Below are 21946 nucleotides of genomic sequence, written 5' to 3'. Positions count from 1 at the left end.
ATTTAATTTGATTAGATTATTCATTTTCATACTCAATTAATTAGACAATCAACAATCATATTATCTTTAGTTTGTCTTAACTGCATTTCTAAATCTACCGTTGTTTGATCATCAAATTCAACCAAAAGGTCCAACCGAGGACTTTTCATTTTACTATAGTCTTTTACTATTTCTGAATTCTTTACAACAACATGATTCACTTTTCTTTCTAAAAATACCGTAAGTAATGATTTTAAGGCATCATTGGCCTCCTTACAATCTTCGCCAAACACATATTTAAAGGCGAAATCATTTAATAAATTTGCGCTACGCATGAGCACCTCATTTCTAGTAGGAAGTTTCCTACATACTCATATACGAAAAAAAAGACACTTTTTCTAATAAAAATCAAAAAAAGCGCCTTTTAGAGACTTATTCAGCCTCAATCTCCTTAATGAGACACTCATTACCTTGAAGAAGAACTGTATGTTCACTCTTGCAATATGGACACTCTCTTCCATATTGAATCGTGTCATATGTTTTTTCACATTCGTTACAAATCGTAATGGCTTCAATCCACTCATATTCTAATGTTGAGTTTTCGATTAAAGGAACCTTTTTCCTATAATACTTCCAACAATCCATTAAATACTCAGGTACGATTCCACTTACTTTTCCAATTTGTAAAGTCACTCTACGAATATCTGTAATATTATTTTCTTGTGCAAGTTCTTCTAATGTTTTTGAAATATGTACAACAATTCCTAATTCATGCATACTATTTCTTCTTATTGCGAATAATCTTAATTTGGCGCTTAGCCGCATATGGTAAGATTGCCTTCATCTTATCTTCTGCCTTCACCATTCTTGCACCATCCTTGATATCACGGGTTAAGTGGATCGCATCAAATTCACATTTTGTCGTACATAAGCCACAACCAATGCACTTATTGGTATCCACAATACTTGCACCACATCCTAGACATCGATTGGCTTCAATCTTAACTTGTTCTTCTGTAAAGGTTGAACGTAAATCTCTAAATGATTTTTCACCCAAACCCTTTTTAATACCAGGAATCTGACGTTTGGCATGATCAAAATCAATATCGATCAATGCGTTATTCTTATCGAATTCATTGAATAAATGTAAGTCTCTTCCAATCGTTAAAGAATGACCCTTATGAACAAAACGATGCATCGATTCTGCCGCTTCTTTACCATGGCTAATCGCATCAATCGCAAATTTTGGACCTGTATACACGTCACCACCCACAAATACATCTTCAATAGATGTTTGAAGTGTTGTACCATCGGCTTTAATAGTTCCATTTGGATTGACTTCTACATCGAATCCTTGAATTGGAACAATACTTTGTCCAATCGAAAGTAATACATGACTACATTGTATAGTTTCCAAAACATTTTCATCATAGCTTGGATTAAATCTAGCCGTTTCATCTTTTACATTTACACATTGCTTAAACACAATCGAATCTTCTAAGATTTCCTTTGGACCCCATCCACAATGAAGAATTATGCCCTCTTCTTTAGCTTCTGATACTTCCTCAAAACTTGCCGGCATTTCAGCTTCTTGTTCCAAAGAATATAAATGAACTTTTTCAGCTCCACTTCTTAATGCAGCACGAGCTACATCTATCGCAACATTCCCACCTCCAACGACAACGACATCACCTGAAATTAAATTTGGATCTTCTGTTTTATTCACCTTACGCAAGAAATCAATTCCAGATTCAACCATATCATTATCTTCGCCTGGAATGTTTAGTTTTCTAGATCCTTGAGCCCCAATCGCAATATAAAATGCTTCATACCCTTCGCTTCTTAAATCATCCAAAGAAATATCTTTACCTACTTCTATGCCACACTTAAATTCAATGCCCATAGCCTTTAACACTTCAATTTCAGCCTCAATCACAGACTTCTCTAATCTAAAAGATGGAATTCCATAGACTAACATACCGCCTGGTTTTTCTTCCTTTTCAAATATTGTGACAGGATAGCCCATCATTCTTAAATAATAAGCTGCACTCATACCCGCAGGACCTGCACCAATAATAGCCATCTTATTCGTGAAAAATTTACCTTCTACATTTTCACACAAAGGAATATATCGTTTATCTTCATGAAGTTCTTGTTCGGCAATAAACTTCTTGATTTCATCAATAGCTAAAGGCTCATCAATCAATCCACGTGTACATTGTTGTTCACACCTTCTATTACAAATAGCTCCACATACGGCTGGAAATGGATTAAAGTCTTTGATCAATTTTAACGCATCCATATAACGACCTTCTTTAGCCATTTTTATATAGCCTTGTACCGGTAGATGTGCTGGACATGCACTCTTACATGGCGATGTTCCAGTTTCATAACAGTTGACTTTAGCTGTATCTCTAAAATTCCAGTTCCATTTTTCTGGACCCCACTTTACTGCATCCGGAAGTTCTTGTTGAGGATATGTAACTGGACCTGCTTTTGTACATAATTTTTGTCCTAATTTTGCCGCACCCACTGGACAAATTTCTACACACTTTCCACAAGCTACACACTTGTCGCTATCCACATGCGCTCTATAGGCACTTGCCGACATATTTGGCGTATTAAACAATTGACTTGTTCTTAATGCGTTACATACGCCATGTGCGCAGTTACAAATCGCAAAAATCTTATCCTCTCCATCAATATTGGTAATCTGATGTACATAGCCTTTTCTTTCACAACGTTCTAAAGTCTCAACAACCTCTTCATACGTACAATAATGTCCACCCTTGTTGGTCTGTACAACATAATCAGCCATATCTCCAACGGCAATACAAACGTCGGCTTCTACATCGCCCGTTCCTTCGCCTCTAACACGTTGTTGTCTTCTACATGAACATGGAGAAAGAGCATACTTATCATATTTATTTAACCAATGTGAGATTTTTTCTACACTTACTGCCTCTTGATTAGCATGAATTGCCTTTTCAACAGGAATGACATGCATACCAATACCCGCTCCTCCAGGAGGGACCATTGGTGTTACCTTTTCAAGTGGTAAACGTGTCATCTTTTCAAAGAAATCCGCAACAATTGGATGTTCTTCTACAAGATCTTTGTTCATAACCATGAATTCGGCAGCTCCAGGAACAAATTGAGGAAGCACAAATTGTTTATGATGATCCTCATTTTCCCAATTGTATTCAATCATTCCAATGTCGCACACTTCATTTAATACACGATTCACTCTACCAGCTGGCCAACCACTTCTTTTCACAACTTCTTCAAAAGAAAGTGGTTTACGCACTTCAAAACACAAACATAAATCGCATTGTTCATCATTTAATATTTCATTTAAACATTCATATTCAGGGTCTGTTTCCGATAACTTCTTAACTTTTGCCGGAATACGATCTGTGATACGCCTTGCTAATTTATCAATATTATCTCGATATGCCATATTATTCCTTCCAGGCTTTTACTTCATTTTCAAGCCACTTACACCAATCATCGATTCCCTCACCCGTTTTAGCACACACTTCAAAAATTTTCGCGTTTGGATTACGGTACAGAATATTCTTTTTACATTTCTCTACATCAAAATCAAAGTATGGCAATACATCGATTTTATTGATGAGAACCACATCACACACTTGAAACATCAATGGATATTTCAAAGGTTTATCATCCCCTTCTGGAACGCTTAGAATAGCCACATTTTTTGTGGATCCCGTATCAAATTCAGCTGGACAAACCAAATTTCCTACGTTTTCAAGTACAGCCAAATCTAAATCTTCCATACCCATTTCATGTAGTCCTTGACGAGTCATATCCGCATCCAAATGGCACATACCACCAGTATGTAACTGAATCGTGCGTACACCATATTCACTGATGGTTTTGGCATCCACATCACTATCAATATCCGCTTCCATAATGCCGATTTTCATCCTATCTTTTAATTTTTCTAATGTTCTAGATAAAGTTGTTGTCTTACCCGCTCCTGGACTTGACATAACATTTAATAAGAACACACCCCTGTCTTTACATTCTTCTCTTAATTTATTCGCATCTTTATTATTGTCTTCAAATATGCTTTGTTTCACTTCTATGATTTTATACATGATACAAGCCCTCCTAAATTGATTGTAAACGATTTCAGAAAGAGAGTAAATAAACACATGTTAGTCTTTGCGCATCTTGAAAAGAAATCATTTTTCGCCTATCATAAACTATATGAAGATCTGTATGTACCAAATGTCTGTTTCAATGGACAATCAACAAAACATAGCAAAACTAAAGCATATTCCAGACTGTGATATTTTAGTTCTACCAGAAATGTGGAACTGTCCCTATCATAATGATGCATTAAAAACAGCTTATTTGCGTCATGATGAAAGTTTAGAAGCATTAAAAGAAACCGCTCGAACAGATAAAATATGGATCGTTGCAGGTTCCATTTGTACAAACAAATACAATCGTTGTTACATATTAAATAGCAATGGTGACATTGTTTGTTCGTATGATAAAACACATCTTTTTGAATTTCATAATCGACAGGATTATTGTGAAAATGAAGTGTTTGTACCAGGAAATCACCTACAATATTTTGATACGCCATGGGGAAGATGTGGCATTTTATTATGTTACGACATCCGATTTCCAGAAGTATCCAGAATTCTAGCTCAAAATGGAGCACAAATTCTATTTTGTCCGGCTGCCTTTAATGAGCAGGCCACAAAGAAGCATTGGAAGTTATTCACACAAACACGTGCCCTAGAAAATGAAGTCTTTTTGTGTGGAGTTGCACCAGCTAAATATACATATAAAAACTATACGGCTGATGGTCATTCCATCCTTGTGGATGGTTTTGGCAATATTGTGGTGGAGTTAGGTGAAGAAGAAGCCTGCAAAGTTGTAGATATCGATTTAAATGACATTGATAAAGTAAGGAAAAGAATGCCTTATTGGAAGGTACGTAGAAATGATTTATATGAATTAAAGGAGATCAAAAATGAAGACAATTCAAATCAATGAAATCGAAGGATTTCAAATTGGTAGTGCACAAGATACAGAAAATGCGACTGGCTGCACAGTCATCTTATGTAAAGAAGGAGCTACAGCTGGTGTAGATGTACGTGGTGGTGGTCCTGCTACTCGTGAAACAGATTTATTAAACCCTAAAAACATGGTTCAAAAAATTCATGCGGTGACTTTATCAGGTGGTAGTGCTTTTGGTTTAGAATCAAGCAGTGGTGTTATGCAGTATTTGAGTGAACACGAAATTGGTTTTGACATGAAAAACATCTATATTCCCATCGTATGTGAAGCTTGTCTATTTGATTGTGGTGTAGGTAATTCTAAGGCATATCCAAATAAACAAATGGGGTATGATGCTTGTATTGAAGCTGAAAAAAATGATCCAAAGCAAGGAAATGTCGGTGCTGGAACAGGGGCTAGTGTTGGTAAATTCTTTGGTCCTCAATATGCGATGAAGGCAGGACTTGGATTTTCGGCCCTACAAATTGGCCCATTAAAAGTTGGTGCTATTGTCGCCGTAAATGCGTGTGGTGATATTTTCTATCCAAATTCAGACAAGCCAATTGCAGGTATTTATGATCGAAACACAAATACAAGATTGTTTAGTGAAGATGAAATCTTAAAGGCTGCTGAAAAGATGATCAATTCTTGTGGTATGAATACAACAATTGGTTGTATCATCACAAATGCCGATTTAAATAAAGCGCAAATGAATAAAATCGCAAGTATGGCCCATAATGGGTATGCAAGATGTATTCGTCCGGTCCACACTTCAAGTGATGGAGATACTATTTTTGCGATGACATCCAATAAAGTGCCTGCTGAACAAGATCTAGTTGGAATCATGGCAGTAAAAGCGATGGAACAAGCAATCGTCAATGCGGGTACACAAGCAGATAGTGCTTATGGTCTAGCTAGCTACAAAGAAATCACAAAGGAATAAACATTAAAGTATCGCTACGGTGATACTTTTTTCATATCAAAAATGACAAAAAACAACGTTTATCGTGTCAGAAAATGACAAAAGTGCAATATCTGTAACGTTAACTGCACTTTTTTAAGATTTAATCTAAAATTTTTCCATCAATTGAAATGGTTACGACTTGCCAAGGAATGAACTTTTTGCTTTCCTGCAAAGCTTTTTTAACCGCATTTTCAAGACCACCACAACAAGGTACTTCCATACGAACAATGGTTACACTTTCAATAGAATTCATACGAATAATATCGCAAAGCTTTTCTGAATAATCCACTCCATCTAGTTTTGGACATCCAATTAAAGTCACTTTATTTTTCATAAATTCCTGATGGAAATTGGCATAGGCATATGCTGTACAATCAGCAGCTATTAAAAGCTTAGCATGTTGAAAGAATGGTGCGTTGATTGGTGCTAACTTGATTTGAACAGGCCAAGATGTTAGTTGACTTGTTACATCAATCGATGGACTTGATACAACTGGATTCAGTGTATGCATCATAGATCCAGGACATCCAGTATGCATGGTACCAGAATCTTTCATGCGTTTTTCCATATTCTTTTTTACAGCCTCTTCATCATAAGCCAAAGTATCTTTTTCAATAAATGAAATAGCTCCCGTAGGACATGTAGGCAAACAATCTCCTAGTCCGTCACAATAATCATCTCGCATTAATTTAGCTTTTCCATTCACTAAGCCAATGGCTCCTTCATGGCAGGCATCCACACAGATACCGCATCCTGTACATTTATCTTCATCAATTTGAATTATTTTTCTTAACATAGAATCATCCTCATTTCTTATGAACTTATTTTAGTGTATAATACAATCAATTTATGTTGTTTAAACAACGAAAGGAGTATATTTATGGATTTACCATTCAAAAAATACAAGAAAAATGAAATTATTTATCATATAGAAGATATTCCTCAAGCCATTGGCATTGTCAAAGAAGGAAGTGTTGTCATTGAAACCGTAGACTTTTTAGGCAATGTCTCCCTATTGTCACATATAGGTTTCAATCAAATGTTTGCGGAAAGCTATGCCCTAACCCAAACACCTATGTATGTGTATGTAAGAGCGGTTGAGGATTGTACAATTCAATTTTTAGATATTCGATCCTTAGAAAAATTCCCAGAACTAAAAGATCAAATGATTCAAATACTTTCAAATAAGAACAAAATGTTGTCACAACACATATTTCATATTTCCAACAAAACCATTCGTAATAAGGTGTTGTCTTACTTATCGTTTATGAAACTCGAAACACAAAGTTCTACCTTTAAGATTCCGTTTGACCGTCAACAGATGGCGGATTATTTAAATGTAGAACGAAGTGCCTTATCAAAAGAGCTTTCTAAAATGAAAAGTGAAGGTTTAATTGATTATCACAAGAACACCTTCACTGTTTACTCTATTTGATTTTTACTGGTACAAAGCCATCATTGGTTAATATTTGCAGTTCTTTAAATCCACAAGATTGAATCAAGTCTAAACTAGATTCAAAAGCACAATCCAAATAGTTCTTATCATGACAATCACTGTTTAGACAAATACGTGCATTCTTTGCGTATAAATATTCCAATATATTCTTAGATGGATATGGTGTTTTACGATAACCTCTTGCGATAGCTCCGGTATTCACTTCAAAAATCTTGTCGTTGATCAACAATCGGTCAATGCAGTCACAAACAATATTCATATAGTCTTTATCATTAAATTTAAAATAGGATTCGTCCTCATTATATTTGGTGATCAAATCCAAGTGTCCAATGATATCCACTTCTTGCCAGTCATACATATTGGATAAGTCTGAATAGTAGTCTTTACACATCTTTTTATAGTCACCAGAATACGATTCAAACAAGGAATCAAATACAGGTTTTGAATAATCCACAGCCACTTCACCTAAAAAATGCTTACTTCCTATCACATATTCAAATGGAGCTTTTTCAGCTATTCTTCCTAACATATCTTCTTCAATTCCTAAATGAATTTGAATAGACGAAGAATATTTCAATTTAACCCTCTCAACCTCTGAAATATATCCTTTAGTATCTCGCATTGAACCATCGTCTATACTTAAATATCCATGTCCTGAAAATCCTAGAATATCAAAGCCTTTTGAGATAGCTTCTAAAGTCATTTCTTCAATCGTATCTTTTCCATCACAAAAGATAGAGTGTGTATGTAGATTCTGTTTCATGATAATTTCTCCAACCAAGCTTTACAGCCTTCATAAATATCATTATATGCCGTTTCAAAATCATTACTATACCAAGGATCTGAAACATCTCTTGATAATAATTTATAGATTTTGTGATCTGGATCATTATTGAACATACGATTTAGATTACGCATATTATTTTCATCCATACAAATTAAATAATCATACGACAAATAATCACTCATTGTAGCTTGTCTTGCATAATGTCTAGAAAATGGAATCCCCTTTTCTTTTAATTTACGCTTAGCCGGAGGATAAATGTCATTACCAATTTCTTCACGACTTGTAGCTGCACTAGAAACATATAGTTCTACCCCATTTTTCTTTGCCAAATCTTCCATAATATATTGAGCTGAGACACTACGACATATGTTGCCGTGACATATGAACAACAATTTTTTCATAATCAAATTCTCCTTTATATATAGAATATTCCCTTTATGTAAAGGTAATTTTATTTTTCTCTTATTTTTGTAACTTCTTATAAGTTTGTATAACTTTTCATATCTTTTTAATCAAAAGGTGCACATAAGGTGCAAATTGAATTTTATTTGGTGCAAACTTAATTTTTATATAGAAATATGATTATTCACCTCATGAAGCTCTTCAATGGCTTGCCTTCCTACAAGCTATTTTATTATACCACCAATGTTTCATGTTTTTCTATTTACCATGCATTTGCAAAAAAGCTATATATAAAAATAGCGAAATGCTAATATTGTAACATTCCGCCGAATGACTAACCCGTTTAAGAAAAAAGCTTAGTTAAACATCTTTATTGTTTTATACAGTTAAATGTACTTTCCAATCTGATGGAAGATTCATTGCTGCAAGATTGACTATGCCATTATAACTTTTAATTAAATTATCGAAATCATCTACAAATACTGTCCATTCCTCATCAGATGAGCGTAAATACTTCATTGCCAATAAAATTTGATATAACCCATTATGTACTGGCAGTGGTGTAACCTTATCTGCGTCTAAAATCTCTGGCGTCGTATGTATTGTGCGATTATAGATTCTGGAATTATGAGCACACATATTACGCAATATTGAAACACTCTGTAACCATGAAGTAAGCATTTTTTGTGATGGATTTACCAAATTTCCTTTTTTCGATTTATATTGGTAATTAGTCGCCAAGATAGAATATGAACTTCCAACACCTGTTTTCAAATTTTTAATTATTTTCGATAATGTTCCAAAAGAAAGAACCTCAACAATCGCCCATACAGGCACCTCTCCATCATGATTTTCAAAATTATGTTTAATAAATACATCATTAGAACGAGCAATTTCTGACGCTACCATAGACATATTCTGCCAATACAATTTTTTCTCTTTAAAAATAGATGAATCTTGCAAAACAAGAGGTTCACCATATATAAGTAACGCCTCTATTAATCGTACTCTTAAAGCCACCTCAATTTTAGAAATCATAAAGAAAACTAAGGCAGATAATTTCTGATCAAATTGATATAATTTCAAAATGTCTTCAAACTTTGTTCCAGGAACATACTTCTTTGTAACATTATCATATAAAGGAAATGAGTAGCCTCTCAAACGATAAAATCCAATTGATTTTAATGCCTTCTCTACCTCTTCGCGAGATGTAATCTTCATTCCTGCATTTACGTAAGATTGCACTTGTTGTCCTATTGTTAATATTTGTTTTGGATACTGATACATAAACACCCCTAAATGAAAAAAAGTCCCACCGGGTTGCGCATGAATTAGTCAGAGGCGTGGTGAGTTCTGTTAATATAATTATACACTTTTTAATGTTGCTGTCAAAGATTTCTTTTAAGTGAAAGCACTGTCAAAACACATTAATATTTTACTTAACGTAAAAACCTTTAATTCAATTTGTTGATGAAATTATCCAAAAAGTGCATTTAAGGTGCACAAACCCTCTTGATTTTGTTTATTATTCTTTATATAAAGCGTTTTATAAATGTTCGAATATGTTGCATATTATCATACCGTGAAATGGGCACTAAAATTTTAAAGTTTGTGCTCATGAATTTTAGACACATTCAACTCCCTCAAGTTCTTCCATTACATCTTCTAAATGAATATGTGTATATAAGTTGGAATCCACTATTTATACCAAACTCATAGAAAATGACATTGGTGTTGAAGAAGATATCTTCTTAATTATATTTGGTCTTGTAAAACCAGTTTTTGTATTTTGTACATCGTATTTTATTCTGCGCAGTCATGTTGGCGGCATTCATATTGCTTACCCATTATTATATATTTTAACTACAGTTTCTATAACTATTCTAATCCCTTGGATAGCTGCAAATAATATAATATTATACGTATAATATATACTATTGTTGTTTTTTCAATATACATATAATCAAAGTAGCTGATCACCCTAACAAACCATTATCATCAGAGAAAAAAATCAGCATTCAAAAAATGCAATTGTAATCATCTTATTTGAATTTCTTGTATTTCAATTTTCTTATAAAAATAGTTCTAACTTAATATTCAATGAAATTTTATTTGCAAATTTAGTATATACACTAAAACTGTATATTTTTTTCATCAAGAAGACCTAAACTAAGGTAATTTTACACAAAAGTATAAATAAGTAAACAAATAGTGTAAAATGGATGGCAGGAGGCATAATGATAAAAATATTAATTTGTGAAGATATAGAAAGAGATAAGTTGCATTTGCATAAATTACTAAATTCTTTTTTGCAATCAAACAATATATTATATGAGATTGATTATCTTGAGAATTTCGATGTAGGATCCAATTTGTTTCTAGAATATGATTTGATTTTTTTGGATATTGAACTAGGAGACTACAACGGCATAGAAATTGCATCAAAAATAAGAACCTATAATCGTAGTTCTATTATTATAATCACTTCTAGCTTTAAAAAATATTTAATAGATGGATATAAAATAGAAGCGAAAAGATATCTTATTAAACCAATTGATGAAAAAATATTTAACGTAGAGATGCAGAGTGTCTTATCAACTTCATTTAAACAACAATACGGTTTTTTCGATAAAAAGATATCTCAATATAAAATTCACTATAAGGATATGTTATACATAGAATTTCTTAATCGACATACGATTATTCATTTTGTTAATAATGTTGAGAAAAAAACTACATATCCTCTTAAATATTGGATTGAAGAACTATCTAATAAAGGGTTTGGACAACCCTATAAGTCTTTTTTAGTTAATCTTGATTATGTTAGTGGTTTTTCTTCAGATGGTAAAGATATTATCATGAACAATGGTGAAAAAATCCCATTGTCTAAAAATTTCAAAAAGTCGTTCACAAATCAATATTTTGCTAATTTGCATAACATACTATGATGATTTTTCTATCCGATATACTCACAGTTATTTTTATTACACATTTCTTTAACCAATTTATTGCCAAAAGAAAAATATCCTATTATATGTTTTTTTTATTATTTCTTCTTGCTATAATGTGCACTTTTTTAGGAAATCATAACGGAATCAATCAGATAGGAAAAATTCTCTCTTTTATTACACTATACATATATATATCATTTTTATTTAAGGGTTCGCTAATTAATAAATTTATATTGTTTTTGGTATGTTACTTGACGATAGGGATTTCAGAGTCATTATCAATTGTTTTTTTTCAATTATTTAATCCTAGTTTCTCTTTAAATAATATCTACACATCAAATACTTATTTGGTGATTATAATTTTGACACAGTTTTTTGCTTATTTTTTTTCATATATCATACAAAAAATATGTCATACTATTAAAATCACAAACTTACCCAAATCCTTTTATATTTTGTTTTTTCCTGCATTAACAACGATATTGTTCCTCATTGTCTATGGAAACTATCAAACACTCTTTTCAGGAAACAAGATTCTTGTTATTATTTTATTTCTCTTGCTAATTTCTAATTCCATTACAATATTGTTTCAACTACAAATCATTAAAAACGAAAACCTTCGAAAAAGTTTAGAAATATCAGAATTAAGTAATGAAATGATGATTTCAAAATTTAATTCCTTAAATAAGGAATATGAATCCAATTTTAAATTTTTACACAATTTACTTCATACTTGTTCTGAACTTAATCAGTTAATAGATCAGAAAAAATATGATGAGCTAGACTCATTAATTAAATCATTGTCAAACAAGACAATCAAAGAATTTAATGAAATATATACCAATTCCCCAATCTTTTCAACAGTTTTAAACCATAAAAAAAATCAATTATCTAGTTTAAATATTTCAGTTACATCAACCCTTTATAGTGATGATCTATCAAGCTTAGATTCCATCAATCAAATGATTTTTTTTACTAAAATCTTAGATCTTGCTATAAAATATTGTAGTTTATCTGATGAGCAAAGATTTATTATCATTAAATCGCGAAAAGATATATATTCTTGTACTCTTCAAATTATTTTTAATTTTCCTTCTACATTCGAGAATGATATAAAAGAATCAACTTCAAATATTGATAAAGAGTTTAATACTAAATCAGACATATCATTCGATTATAATTTAAAGATTGTAGATATCATTTTCTTAATAAACTAATTCGCCTAATCTCATCCAAATGTTCGACCACAAAAATGCCTCGTTTCACCGCAGTCAAACTATGGTATTAAGACCTTATTACACCGATTCAAACCGTCATCAGTAACTGGTATAACCGCTAGAGTCACACCGAATTAACCATCAATTACAGTTTTAGTAACTCATCCTACACAATTCTTTTAAAAAGCAGAGGATTATTCAAAAGTCGAACGATAAAAAGAGCCATTTCATAATTTGAAGTGGCTCTTCGTGGATTCAGTGGCTCTGAGCAATGGATTGTATGGCTCTTAGTGATGATTCTCAGTGTATGAAGCACCTACTTTATCAACTTTTTTACATAATAAATCATAAAAATCCTGTGTTTGTTGATTTGTGTCAAAGTTGAAAATATATACTTTAGCATCGTTTGCATCTTTTAACACAATAACACTATTAACATCAATATTGTAATAAACTTTAGCTTTGTAATAATAATTCAACCTTTCATTTTCGCTATTGTATATCTCAACATTAGCATCCCCAGAATAATAAGTCTGGTATCCCCATCTAAAACCATTTGCTACAATCTTAAGTGTGCAATCTCTATAGTTTTCGCATAATTCAATACTGGTATATTTAATTTCTTCGTTTAACTTTAAATAATCAGCATGCAACGAAGGTGTAATAATCGGATTCATTTTAATTGCAAATACTATACTGGTAACTGCTATAATTCCAGCAGATATACAACCATAAACTATTTCAAATTTCTTATTAAGTCTATTCCCAAAATGATATTGTAAAATAATGGCAACACCACAAATTATCAAAAATAGAATTAAATCAAGCAGAAAAAATTTAGTCATATATTCTAAACCTCCAAGTCTATAATTTACAGATTGAATACAAATCCATCTAACAACTAAAGTTGTATAAATGGCACTGGTTAATGGAATCAGTGGCTTTGAATATGCGAAAAACTCAATTAAAATTTAAGTTTCTTTTCTATTTTTTCGACAAACTAGCAAAAACAATAAAATAACAACGCATAATAAAGCAACGAATTCTAAATATATAGAATTTATTCCATTTATCCAGCTAAAGCTCAAAATATTTCTAGATAATTGAATTACATTTGATGGGAAAAAGCCAAAAAATGAATAGTTATTAAACATAAATGGAATAAATATAAATAATATTGATAATAATTCGCCTATGTATTTTTTTTCATTTATTTTGACTAACAATGAGGTGAAAAATGTTATCACTAAAACTGCTAGATACCCTATCAAGACATTAACCATATATGCTTGAAAGTAATTGATATTTAAAGGGGACAGCCAAAATAGGTAAGAAGTCTGAATTTTCATATTCCATCCATCTAAGCCAAATACACTCCAGATTAAAGCACTATAAATTAACACAATAGAAAAATAGATTGCAGAATTCATTATTAAAACCGTTATTGCTTTAATGAAATTAATTTTGCTTTCTTTCGTAGCTAATGTTCTAAGAATCATATTCATATTGCATTTTTTTTCTACAAAGAAAATCAATGCAGCAATTATCAAACTTATGATCATCGAATATATTTGTATATATGGTAAATCATTTAAAAGAGTTTGCCATCCTAAAGAATAACCAAAATCGATATATTTTTGCTCTTTTAATTTATCACTAAAATCTGGGTTAATAGTTTTAATATTATTTTCTCTATTAACAAATATGCTTTGAACAGTTATATCATTTAAATCTAAATGATTCAAAATATCAGGATTAAATGAATACATCGGAGAATATGCTCGAATCACAAGGTTTGCTAAATCAGAATATTTATTAAACATTTTAATAGATTCTGAACCATTTATCATCAAATTTCCAGTTGAATCAGAATTATTTTTATCATTTGTTATACCAATAAATACTTTTAATGAATTTCTTAATTCTTTATCAGTTAATTTTTTTTCTATTTTTGCTTGCGCATCTCTTTTTGCACTTATACCATCAATTTTAGCATTAATACTAAATTCGTTAACATATACATCAGTACTACTAATCGAATACAAGAAAAAAGTTGAAAGAAAGATTATCGTAAAAAAACAAAATGCAAATATTATTTTTGGATTAATGCATTTTTTTATTTCTATAAATATTAATTTTTTCACCATTTATAATCACCTACTGAATTAATCTTTTTTTGTCATAAATTAATATAAAGGTTAAGAAAAAAAACAATAAAAGAGTGAATAATAACTTTGGTATATCAAAATTAAGTACTGATGACACATCAACCATTGTAATAGGGAAACAATATCGTAATATTGAAGAAGACGAAATATTTAATAGTGAAATCATTATATTTGGAATAAAACATAAAATTATAGAACATATAACAGAAACACTACTAGACAAAAACACTTTTGAAAAAAACATAATTAACAGTCCCATCAATACTGAGGCTAATAATCCTATTAAAATTGCTCTAGATAATAATTGTCCATACGTCAATAAGTTTGGAAATAGAGGCGCAATTCCTAACTGTACATTAACATCCCAACCAGCTAAACCATATATTGAAAAAATTATTATTGAAAATGGTATAAGGGCCAACAAATAATAGAAACTTGATATAATTATTCCAGCAGTAACTTTTGCCACAAAATGATTAGTGCCCCTATTCTTTGTTGTACTTATAATTTCATTCATCCGTTCTTCTTTATCTTGAGAAAACATTTTAGATAAGCAAATTGCAAGCATTATAGACATAAATAGAAATAAATCCATATTTTTTTTCAGAAATCTTTGATAGCCTTTACTATATCCAGATTTAAAACTTTGTGTTTTAGCGGTGCAATTAGTTTTATCTTTCCAAAGCTCAACAAAATTTATTGGAGTCTTAACTTCTAATATTTTTTTATACTGATCCATATATGTTCCACCCAAAGTAAAATCAATAAGTGAAATCACCTCTTCATAGGGCCTCAGCTCTTTACTGTACATTGTTTTAAATGCTTCGCCATCAGTGCTGTTAATATTATTTGTTTGCTTTTGAAAATTATCAATAACTTTATTTATTTCATCATCATTTATTTCCACAGTACCATGAGATAAATTTTTTTCAAAGGTTATCGCATCAATACCATAGATTATTCCTTGTTCATAATAAGTTATAGTCTGATCCTGAAACACTGTCAAAAAGCCATATACGACAGAAATCATAATCAATAATAATACTGAGATTCTATTAATCTTACATGTATATATCCTGTTTAACTCATTTTTAATTAACCTAGTCATCTTCACTTACCTCATCAAAATAGTATAAGTATAAATCATTTAAAGTAGCTTCTATAGGTACAAAACATTTTTCAACATTATCTTTGGTTATTATCCTTATTCTAATAGTATTACCCAAATCGTATACATTCCTAACTCTATACTTATTCATGAAATAATCCAATTGTGTTTTAGGTACAGTTCCTTCATAAACAAATCCTTCAATCTTTTTTAATAAGACATCTAAATCACCTTGTTCACAGATTTCACCTTTTTTTAAAAGAATAATGGCTTGTGAAATATCCTCAACATCAGAAACAATATGAGTAGAAATAATTACTGTATGCTTCTCACCATATTGATTAAGTAAATTCTTTAAATGAATTCTTTCCTTAGGATCTAATCCAGCTGTAGGTTCATCCAAAATTAAGATTTCCGGTTCATTTAACAATGCTTGAGCTATTCCCACCCGTCTTAGCATTCCTCCTGAATAAAGTTTAAGTCTAATATTCTTTTTCTCGTATAATCCTAATTCTTTTAACAAATATTCTATCCTATGTTCAAGTTTTTTTCCTTCTAAGCCTTTTAAAACTCCTATGTATGATAAAAAATCATAAGCTGTGAAATCTTGATAATAGCCAAAATTTTGTGGCAAATATCCTAAAGAATTAAAATAATTATTTTTTAAATGATTAATTTGTATTCCGTTATACAAAATACTCCCCGAATCAATTTCATATAAATTACACAAACATTTAATTAATGTTGTTTTTCCTGCTCCATTTGCGCCTAACAATCCATAAACACCTGTTTCAAATTGAAGATTAATATTTTTTAATATTTCATTTCCGTTTAATGCCTTGAACAAATTTCTCACTTCTAACATTCTTCTATGCCTCCCTTTTTATATAGACTAACTTGTGTATCAAATAATTTTTTATATTTACCATCCTTTTTAATCAAATCTTTATGAACTCCTTGTTCAATAACTTCGCCTTTATCTAAAACTATAATTTGATCCGACGAACCAATATTTGACAATCTATGTGTTACAAATATACACAATTGTTTTTTTTCAATTTATCAAATGTTTGAAATATTTCTAATTCTGCTAAAGCATCCATTGATGCAGTAGGTTCAAAATACAGAATGAAAGACATAATTGATACATTTGAAAACTAAATAATGCGATTCAAACTGGTGAATATAAAGCGATCTATTTTGATGAATTTTATGTTGACATTATGATGCCAATATTAGTTTTTATATCAAATAGATATTTTACAAAATTCTGAAAAACAGCATTAACATATTTTCTCATATCATCAAAAGATCCTTTTTTTAATTACTTTTATTAAAACCACATAATTTCCGATACAATTTATTTTGCAAATAATTTTTTTGTTTTTCCATCGTCTAAAAATCCCAGGTATCTGACTACTGATAAATTAAAATAGAATCCCCTTTATTAATATGTTCAACCCCCTTTTTAGATCTGTATTCTTAGTTAATCATTCATCTAAAATTGCATATAATAACAAATCATTGATTTCATCCGAATGTGACACAATAGCTTATTTACTAATAAAACTGTTGTACATTATATCTCTTGCCTCCGTGATATTATGGTAAGTAAATCTTACACACAAGAAAAAAAATAGTAAATAAAACCGGTATAAGTCGACAAAATCTTGTAGAAGAGGGATATTTTGATATCTAAAACTTAAAAAATTATTTGTTGATTTTCGGATTATCAGGTTATGCTCAATTTCTTTTATAATCTATGCACAAGCATAAATAAAAAGCTCAGCATTTAAGCCAAGCAATGTTGTTGATAAAGTTTTCCAAAAGGTGCATTTTAGGTGCACAAGCTCTCTTGATTTTGCTTATTATCCTTTATATAAAGTATTTTATGAATGTTCGAATATGTTCCCATAGCAAATAAAAAGCACTTTCTTCATAATCAAAAAACTCACTTTTATATAATTTATCATATTCAGAAGAAAATAATAAGTCATGAAGCTAAACAATATTTCAAAGTTCATGTTTCAAATAGAATCATGTAAATGATTAAAATGGGCTCTTTTGTATTTTTTTTGTAAACGCCAAATAAAAAGCTATAAAACTCCGTTTTTGAAATCTTATAGCTTTGCTATTAATGATATTAAGTTATTATTCAATATTTGTATTTCAAACGGATTGGCTATTACATCTTTCCACCGTAAACAGGAAAAACTCCACTGTCACCATAGCTCTGAATTTTCTTAAAATTCTTTAACAGTTCCATGTCTTCAGCACTAATTTCAAAATCCAGTTGGGTATTACTCTTCATATGTTCAGGATTACCTGTTTTTGGCAGAGAAATTGCTCCAAGCTGAAGCGTATATTTAATGCAGAGCTGTGGAACAGTCACACCATACTTCTTTGCAAACGCAGTTATCTCCGGTTGATTTAATATTTCACCATGCGCAATTGGTGAGTATGCTTCCACCGCAATATTATTCTTCTGGCAATATTCTACTAACTCCAATGGCGTATTACTGATGTGAAGAAGAATCTGATTTACCATTGGCTTAATCTTTACTGTTTCAAGAAGACTTTCAATATCTTCGATCTGAAAATTGGAAACTCCGATTGCCCTAAGTTTTCCTGCCGTATAAGCATCCTCAAGAGCTTTCCATGCTGCTCGATTTCCCTCTACATATCGATCTTCGCTCTGATTAACCTTTGCCCATGGCTGCGGACTGTGAATAATCATCATATCAAGATAATCCAGTCCCATCTTTTCAAGCGTCTCATTGATTCCTGCCATCGCTTCCTCATAAGTCTTATGCTCTGCGGCAACCTTTGATACAACAAACAACTCCTCACGTGGAATACCACAAGTTCTTACTCCTTCACCAACGCCACGCTCATTTCCGTATGCCTGTGCAGTATCAATATGTCTATATCCAATCTCTACTGCTGCTTTTACAACATCAGCAGCCTTATCATCATCAATAAACCAGGTTCCAAGTCCAAGTTGTGGAATTTTTACACCATTATTCAATACAATATTTCTATCAAACATTTCATCTACCTCCTATTTTAATTTTCTATATTCTTCATCACTTACCGGTTCAAGCCATTCATTAGAACCATTTTCGCCTGGAACCTCTATGGCAAGATGGCTAAACCATTCATCCGGTGCGGCTCCATGCCAGTGTTTAACACCTGCAGGAATATTAATGCAATCACCTGGCTTCATTTCTATAGCTTCTTTACCTTCTTCCTGATAATACCCTCTTCCGGCAACGCATACCAGAATCTGTCCGCCTCCACTTTTAGCATGATGGATATGCCAGTTATTTCGGCATCCTGGTTCGAATGTCACATTGAAAATTCCAACCTGAGAAGTAGAAATCGGCACAAGAAAACTTCTGCCCGAAAAATACTGTGCAAAACCATCATTTGGTGCACCAATTGGAAATACCATCTCTTTTGCATGCGCACGCATCGCTTCATCTTCGTATGGCAAATCTCCTTCGCCTGCTTCCCACACTTCCTTTGCAAGATTGAAAACAGCCCATGCTTTTGGCCAACCTGCATAGAATGCGGCATGTGTGATCACTGCAGCAATCTCTTTTTGTGTCACACCATGATTTTTTGCATTTTGAAGATGATATTTTAAAGAAGAATCCGTAATTCCGGAAGCCATCAGAGCAACCACTGTAATAATGCTTCTTGTTTTTACGTCGATGTCCTGGTTATTCCAGTTTTCGCCGAAAAGTACATCATCGTTAAAATGTGCAAATTCCGGTGCAAATTCTCCAAGTGTATTTTTTCCTGCTGTCTGTACTATTTTTCCCATATTCTGTATCTCCTATAACGAGTTTACCCATTCACTAATTTCCTGTTTCGTTCCACAATTTAACAGTCTGCCTTCTGTAATAAATGCGTCTGGTGCGGATGACTGCAATTCTTTCACAGTGTTTCCGAATCCACTTCCTCCAGATGTTGCAAAAAGCACAATCTTTTTACCACTGAAATCGTAAGTTTCTAAAAATGTATTGATGATTGTCGGAGCCACATACCACCAGATTGGAAATCCTAAAAGAATCTCGTTATAAGAACCCATATCCATCTCTTTATTCATAATTGCCGGTCTATATTTTTTATCACTCATTTCCACACTGCTTCTGGATTTTTTATTCATCCAGTCAAGATCAGCCTTTGTATATGGAACTTTTGGCTCAATCTCAAACAAATCCGCTTTTACTTCCTCTGCGATCATCTCTGCTACTTTTTTTGTTGTTCCGCTTGCACTGAAAAATGCCACTAATTTTTTACTCATAATAAAAAGCCCCTTTCTATACGTATTTTTCACAAAAAATAGATGTATAAGATTTACATTCATCTTACACATCTATTTTAAGCTCTATCGCTTCATTATGTCTAATGCTTATATTGAATTTTGTTTTATGCCTGAAAAGCATTAATCTCCTCGATCATTTTACGGACTGCCAAAGAATATGGGATATTCCGTCGCCAGGCAATCACCGTACTGGTCGTGATTTCAGGAGAAATTCTTCGCTGTACAAGAATATCCTCCCGCCAATACTTTGCAGCACCTTCGATGGATACCGGATAGCCCAGTCCATTTGCTGCCATAACTCCGGCATTCGTTCCAAGATTACTTGTAAAAGCAATCTGCAGTTTCGAAAAGTCTTTTCCAAACCAATTGGCAAGTTCACTTTGAACATTTACTCTTTCCGGCAGGATCAATGGTTTTCCAATAAGATCTTCTTTTCTTATAAACTCTTTTTCTGCCAGCGGATCATCCGGCCGCATTCCAACACACCAGTGATCGCAATCTGTGATCCGGATATAATCCAGCCCTTCGGTGTCCACCGGCTCCATGAATAATGCAATATCTACAAGTCCTTTGTTCATCATCTCATACACTGCATCTGCTGTTGCAGTATGCAATACAATCTGAACCAGCGGATATTTTTCTTTATATGTTTTACATATCTTCGCCAATGTCTCCACTGCTGCAAATTCACCGCATCCAATGGTTATCGTGCCCTCTACAACCTCTTCTTTTCCTTTCAGTTCCTCAAGCGTCCTTTCCTCAAGATTAAGAATCTCCAAGGCACGCCTTTTTAATAAAATTCCTTCATCAGTGAGCGATATTTTCTTCCCGTTTCGAATAAATAATGTTATTCCCAGGTCCTCTTCAAATGCCGCCATTTGTCTGGATAGCGTTGGCTGGGTAATATGCAATTGTTCTGCTGCTTTTGTAAAGCTCTGTTCTTTTGCTACTGTCAGAAAATAGCGTAATAATCTTAATTCCATATCTCTATATTCCTACAAATTTTTCTTGTAACCATTCTATCATATTGCGTCTCAAACATCATGTAATATCTACATGTATTATCGGGTTATTTTTCAACTGCCTATGCCTTCCATGCCTTGATTTTACTGGCTTTTTTAAAGAAGCTTTCAAAGAGGTCCATGGCAAATAAAAAGCACTTTTTTCATAGTCAAAAAACTTCACTTTTAAATAATTTATCACATTCAGAAGGAAATGATAAATCATGAAGCAAAACAATATTTCATAGCTCATATTTAGTTTTTAAGAAAAAAATCTAAAAAGAAAAGCAAAGCTAACATCATTTTCACTATGCCGCTTTGCAAAAGTAATTACTTTTTCTTTGTGAAATCATTTTACACTATATTCATTTCACTTGAAAAAGCCCCATCGAGTTGCGCATGATAAATCAGAGGCGTGGTGAGGTCTATTAATATTATTCTTTGAACCTCTCATCACTGAAGTGACGAGATTCTTGGAAACAGGTTTCTATCGAAACCTTTCTTACCAAGCTATCCCCGCAGTTCCTGCGGTTGTTTATT

General features: G+C 32.2%; 22 protein-coding genes. 5 read left to right on the top strand and 17 right to left on the bottom strand.

The features are described 5' to 3' along the window. Positions 1–32: 32 nt before the first annotated feature. The 4 genes from Q3907_RS07960 to hypB all read right to left on the bottom strand — a co-directional run bounded on the left by Q3907_RS07960 (position 33) and on the right by hypB (position 4103). The gene (locus tag Q3907_RS07960; RefSeq protein ID WP_301897911.1) at positions 33–314 is read right to left on the bottom strand and encodes a PD-(D/E)XK nuclease family transposase; all 282 of its coding nucleotides are present in this window, start codon (positions 312–314) and stop codon (positions 33–35) included. Between the two features lie 97 nt (positions 315–411). Next, positions 412–756, bottom strand: coding sequence for a hydrogenase maturation nickel metallochaperone HypA (locus Q3907_RS07955; RefSeq protein WP_295561751.1), 345 nt, complete (start codon positions 754–756; stop codon positions 412–414). A 1-nt stretch (position 757) separates the two neighbouring features. After that, positions 758–3439 (bottom strand): FAD-dependent oxidoreductase, encoded by a 2682-nt coding sequence (locus Q3907_RS07950; RefSeq protein WP_301897910.1) that lies wholly within the window; start codon positions 3437–3439, stop codon positions 758–760. A 1-nt stretch (position 3440) separates the two neighbouring features. After that, positions 3441–4103 (bottom strand): hydrogenase nickel incorporation protein HypB, encoded by a 663-nt coding sequence (gene hypB, locus Q3907_RS07945; RefSeq protein WP_295645924.1) that lies wholly within the window; start codon positions 4101–4103, stop codon positions 3441–3443. Between the two features lie 112 nt (positions 4104–4215). Here hypB and Q3907_RS07940 point away from each other — a divergent pair, with 112 nt between their 5' ends. Continuing rightward, positions 4216–5016 (top strand): nitrilase-related carbon-nitrogen hydrolase, encoded by an 801-nt coding sequence (locus tag Q3907_RS07940; RefSeq protein ID WP_301897909.1) that lies wholly within the window; start codon positions 4216–4218, stop codon positions 5014–5016. After that, on the top strand, positions 4994–5962 hold the full coding sequence (locus Q3907_RS07935) for a P1 family peptidase (RefSeq protein ID WP_117572254.1): 969 nt from the start codon (positions 4994–4996) through the stop codon (positions 5960–5962). Before Q3907_RS07940 ends, Q3907_RS07935 begins: the two co-directional genes overlap by 23 nt. A 121-nt stretch (positions 5963–6083) precedes the next feature. Here the strand turns inward: Q3907_RS07935 and Q3907_RS07930 are convergent, their stop codons facing one another. Continuing rightward, positions 6084–6779: an ATP-binding protein gene (locus tag Q3907_RS07930; protein ID WP_270485165.1), complete on the bottom strand. Its 696-nt coding sequence runs from the start codon at positions 6777–6779 to the stop codon at positions 6084–6086. 84 nt (positions 6780–6863) lie between these two features. On the opposite strand from Q3907_RS07930, the gene Q3907_RS07925 reads away from it, so the two are divergent. Next, positions 6864–7418, top strand: a complete 555-nt coding sequence (locus tag Q3907_RS07925; protein WP_301897908.1) for a Crp/Fnr family transcriptional regulator — start codon at positions 6864–6866, stop codon at positions 7416–7418. Here the strand turns inward: Q3907_RS07925 and Q3907_RS07920 are convergent. The 3 genes from Q3907_RS07920 to Q3907_RS07910 all read right to left on the bottom strand — a co-directional run bounded on the left by Q3907_RS07920 (position 7411) and on the right by Q3907_RS07910 (position 9915). Then, a complete protein-coding gene (locus tag Q3907_RS07920; protein ID WP_301897907.1) occupies positions 7411–8202 on the bottom strand; it encodes a histidinol-phosphatase in 792 nt (263 codons plus the stop codon). The genes Q3907_RS07925 and Q3907_RS07920 overlap by 8 nt on opposite strands. Further along, a complete protein-coding gene (locus tag Q3907_RS07915) occupies positions 8199–8627 on the bottom strand; it encodes a low molecular weight protein-tyrosine-phosphatase (RefSeq protein WP_301897906.1) in 429 nt (142 codons plus the stop codon). Before Q3907_RS07915 ends, Q3907_RS07920 begins: the two co-directional genes overlap by 4 nt. Before the next feature lie 379 nt (positions 8628–9006). Further along, positions 9007–9915: an Abi family protein gene (locus Q3907_RS07910; RefSeq protein ID WP_301897905.1), complete on the bottom strand. Its 909-nt coding sequence runs from the start codon at positions 9913–9915 to the stop codon at positions 9007–9009. Positions 9916–10865: 950 nt separating this feature from the next. Between Q3907_RS07910 and Q3907_RS07905 the strand changes: the two genes are divergently transcribed. Then, the gene (locus tag Q3907_RS07905; RefSeq protein WP_301897904.1) at positions 10866–11576 is read left to right on the top strand and encodes a LytTR family DNA-binding domain-containing protein; all 711 of its coding nucleotides are present in this window, start codon (positions 10866–10868) and stop codon (positions 11574–11576) included. A gap of 659 nt (positions 11577–12235) precedes the next feature. Next, entirely contained in the window at positions 12236–12796 is a 561-nt protein-coding gene (locus tag Q3907_RS07900) for a hypothetical protein (RefSeq protein WP_301897903.1), read from the top strand. A 287-nt stretch (positions 12797–13083) separates the two neighbouring features. Here the strand turns inward: Q3907_RS07900 and Q3907_RS07895 are convergent, their stop codons facing one another. From Q3907_RS07895 to Q3907_RS07855, 9 genes are all read right to left on the bottom strand, one after another. Next, positions 13084–13641 carry a hypothetical protein gene (locus tag Q3907_RS07895; RefSeq protein WP_301897902.1) on the bottom strand — a complete coding sequence of 186 codons (558 nt, stop codon included), beginning with the start codon at positions 13639–13641 and terminating at the stop codon, positions 13084–13086. Between the two features lie 126 nt (positions 13642–13767). Further along, positions 13768–14943, bottom strand: coding sequence for a hypothetical protein (locus Q3907_RS07890; protein ID WP_301897901.1), 1176 nt, complete (start codon positions 14941–14943; stop codon positions 13768–13770). 10 nt (positions 14944–14953) lie between these two features. Continuing rightward, a complete protein-coding gene (locus tag Q3907_RS07885) occupies positions 14954–16072 on the bottom strand; it encodes a hypothetical protein (protein ID WP_301897900.1) in 1119 nt (372 codons plus the stop codon). Further along, a complete protein-coding gene (locus tag Q3907_RS07880) occupies positions 16065–16937 on the bottom strand; it encodes an ATP-binding cassette domain-containing protein (protein ID WP_301897899.1) in 873 nt (290 codons plus the stop codon). Before Q3907_RS07880 ends, Q3907_RS07885 begins: the two co-directional genes overlap by 8 nt. Next, the gene (locus Q3907_RS07875) at positions 16931–17092 is read right to left on the bottom strand and encodes a hypothetical protein (RefSeq protein WP_301897898.1); all 162 of its coding nucleotides are present in this window, start codon (positions 17090–17092) and stop codon (positions 16931–16933) included. Before Q3907_RS07875 ends, Q3907_RS07880 begins: the two co-directional genes overlap by 7 nt. A gap of 1165 nt (positions 17093–18257) precedes the next feature. Then, positions 18258–19121: an aldo/keto reductase gene (locus Q3907_RS07870; RefSeq protein WP_295645943.1), complete on the bottom strand. Its 864-nt coding sequence runs from the start codon at positions 19119–19121 to the stop codon at positions 18258–18260. 12 nt (positions 19122–19133) lie between these two features. Beyond that, the gene (locus Q3907_RS07865; RefSeq protein WP_301897897.1) at positions 19134–19901 is read right to left on the bottom strand and encodes a carboxymuconolactone decarboxylase family protein; all 768 of its coding nucleotides are present in this window, start codon (positions 19899–19901) and stop codon (positions 19134–19136) included. A 12-nt stretch (positions 19902–19913) separates the two neighbouring features. Then, a complete protein-coding gene (locus Q3907_RS07860) occupies positions 19914–20384 on the bottom strand; it encodes a flavodoxin (RefSeq protein ID WP_301897896.1) in 471 nt (156 codons plus the stop codon). A gap of 125 nt (positions 20385–20509) precedes the next feature. Next, positions 20510–21388, bottom strand: a complete 879-nt coding sequence (locus Q3907_RS07855) for a LysR family transcriptional regulator (RefSeq protein WP_301897895.1) — start codon at positions 21386–21388, stop codon at positions 20510–20512. Positions 21389–21946: the final 558 nt, after the last annotated feature.

It is taken from the genome of uncultured Holdemanella sp. (assembly GCF_958348295.1).
Classification (GTDB): domain Bacteria; phylum Bacillota_I; class Bacilli_A; order Erysipelotrichales; family Erysipelotrichaceae; genus Holdemanella.
Note: the sequence above shows the minus strand (reverse complement) of the source record. Positions and strands in the feature narration are given on the sequence as shown.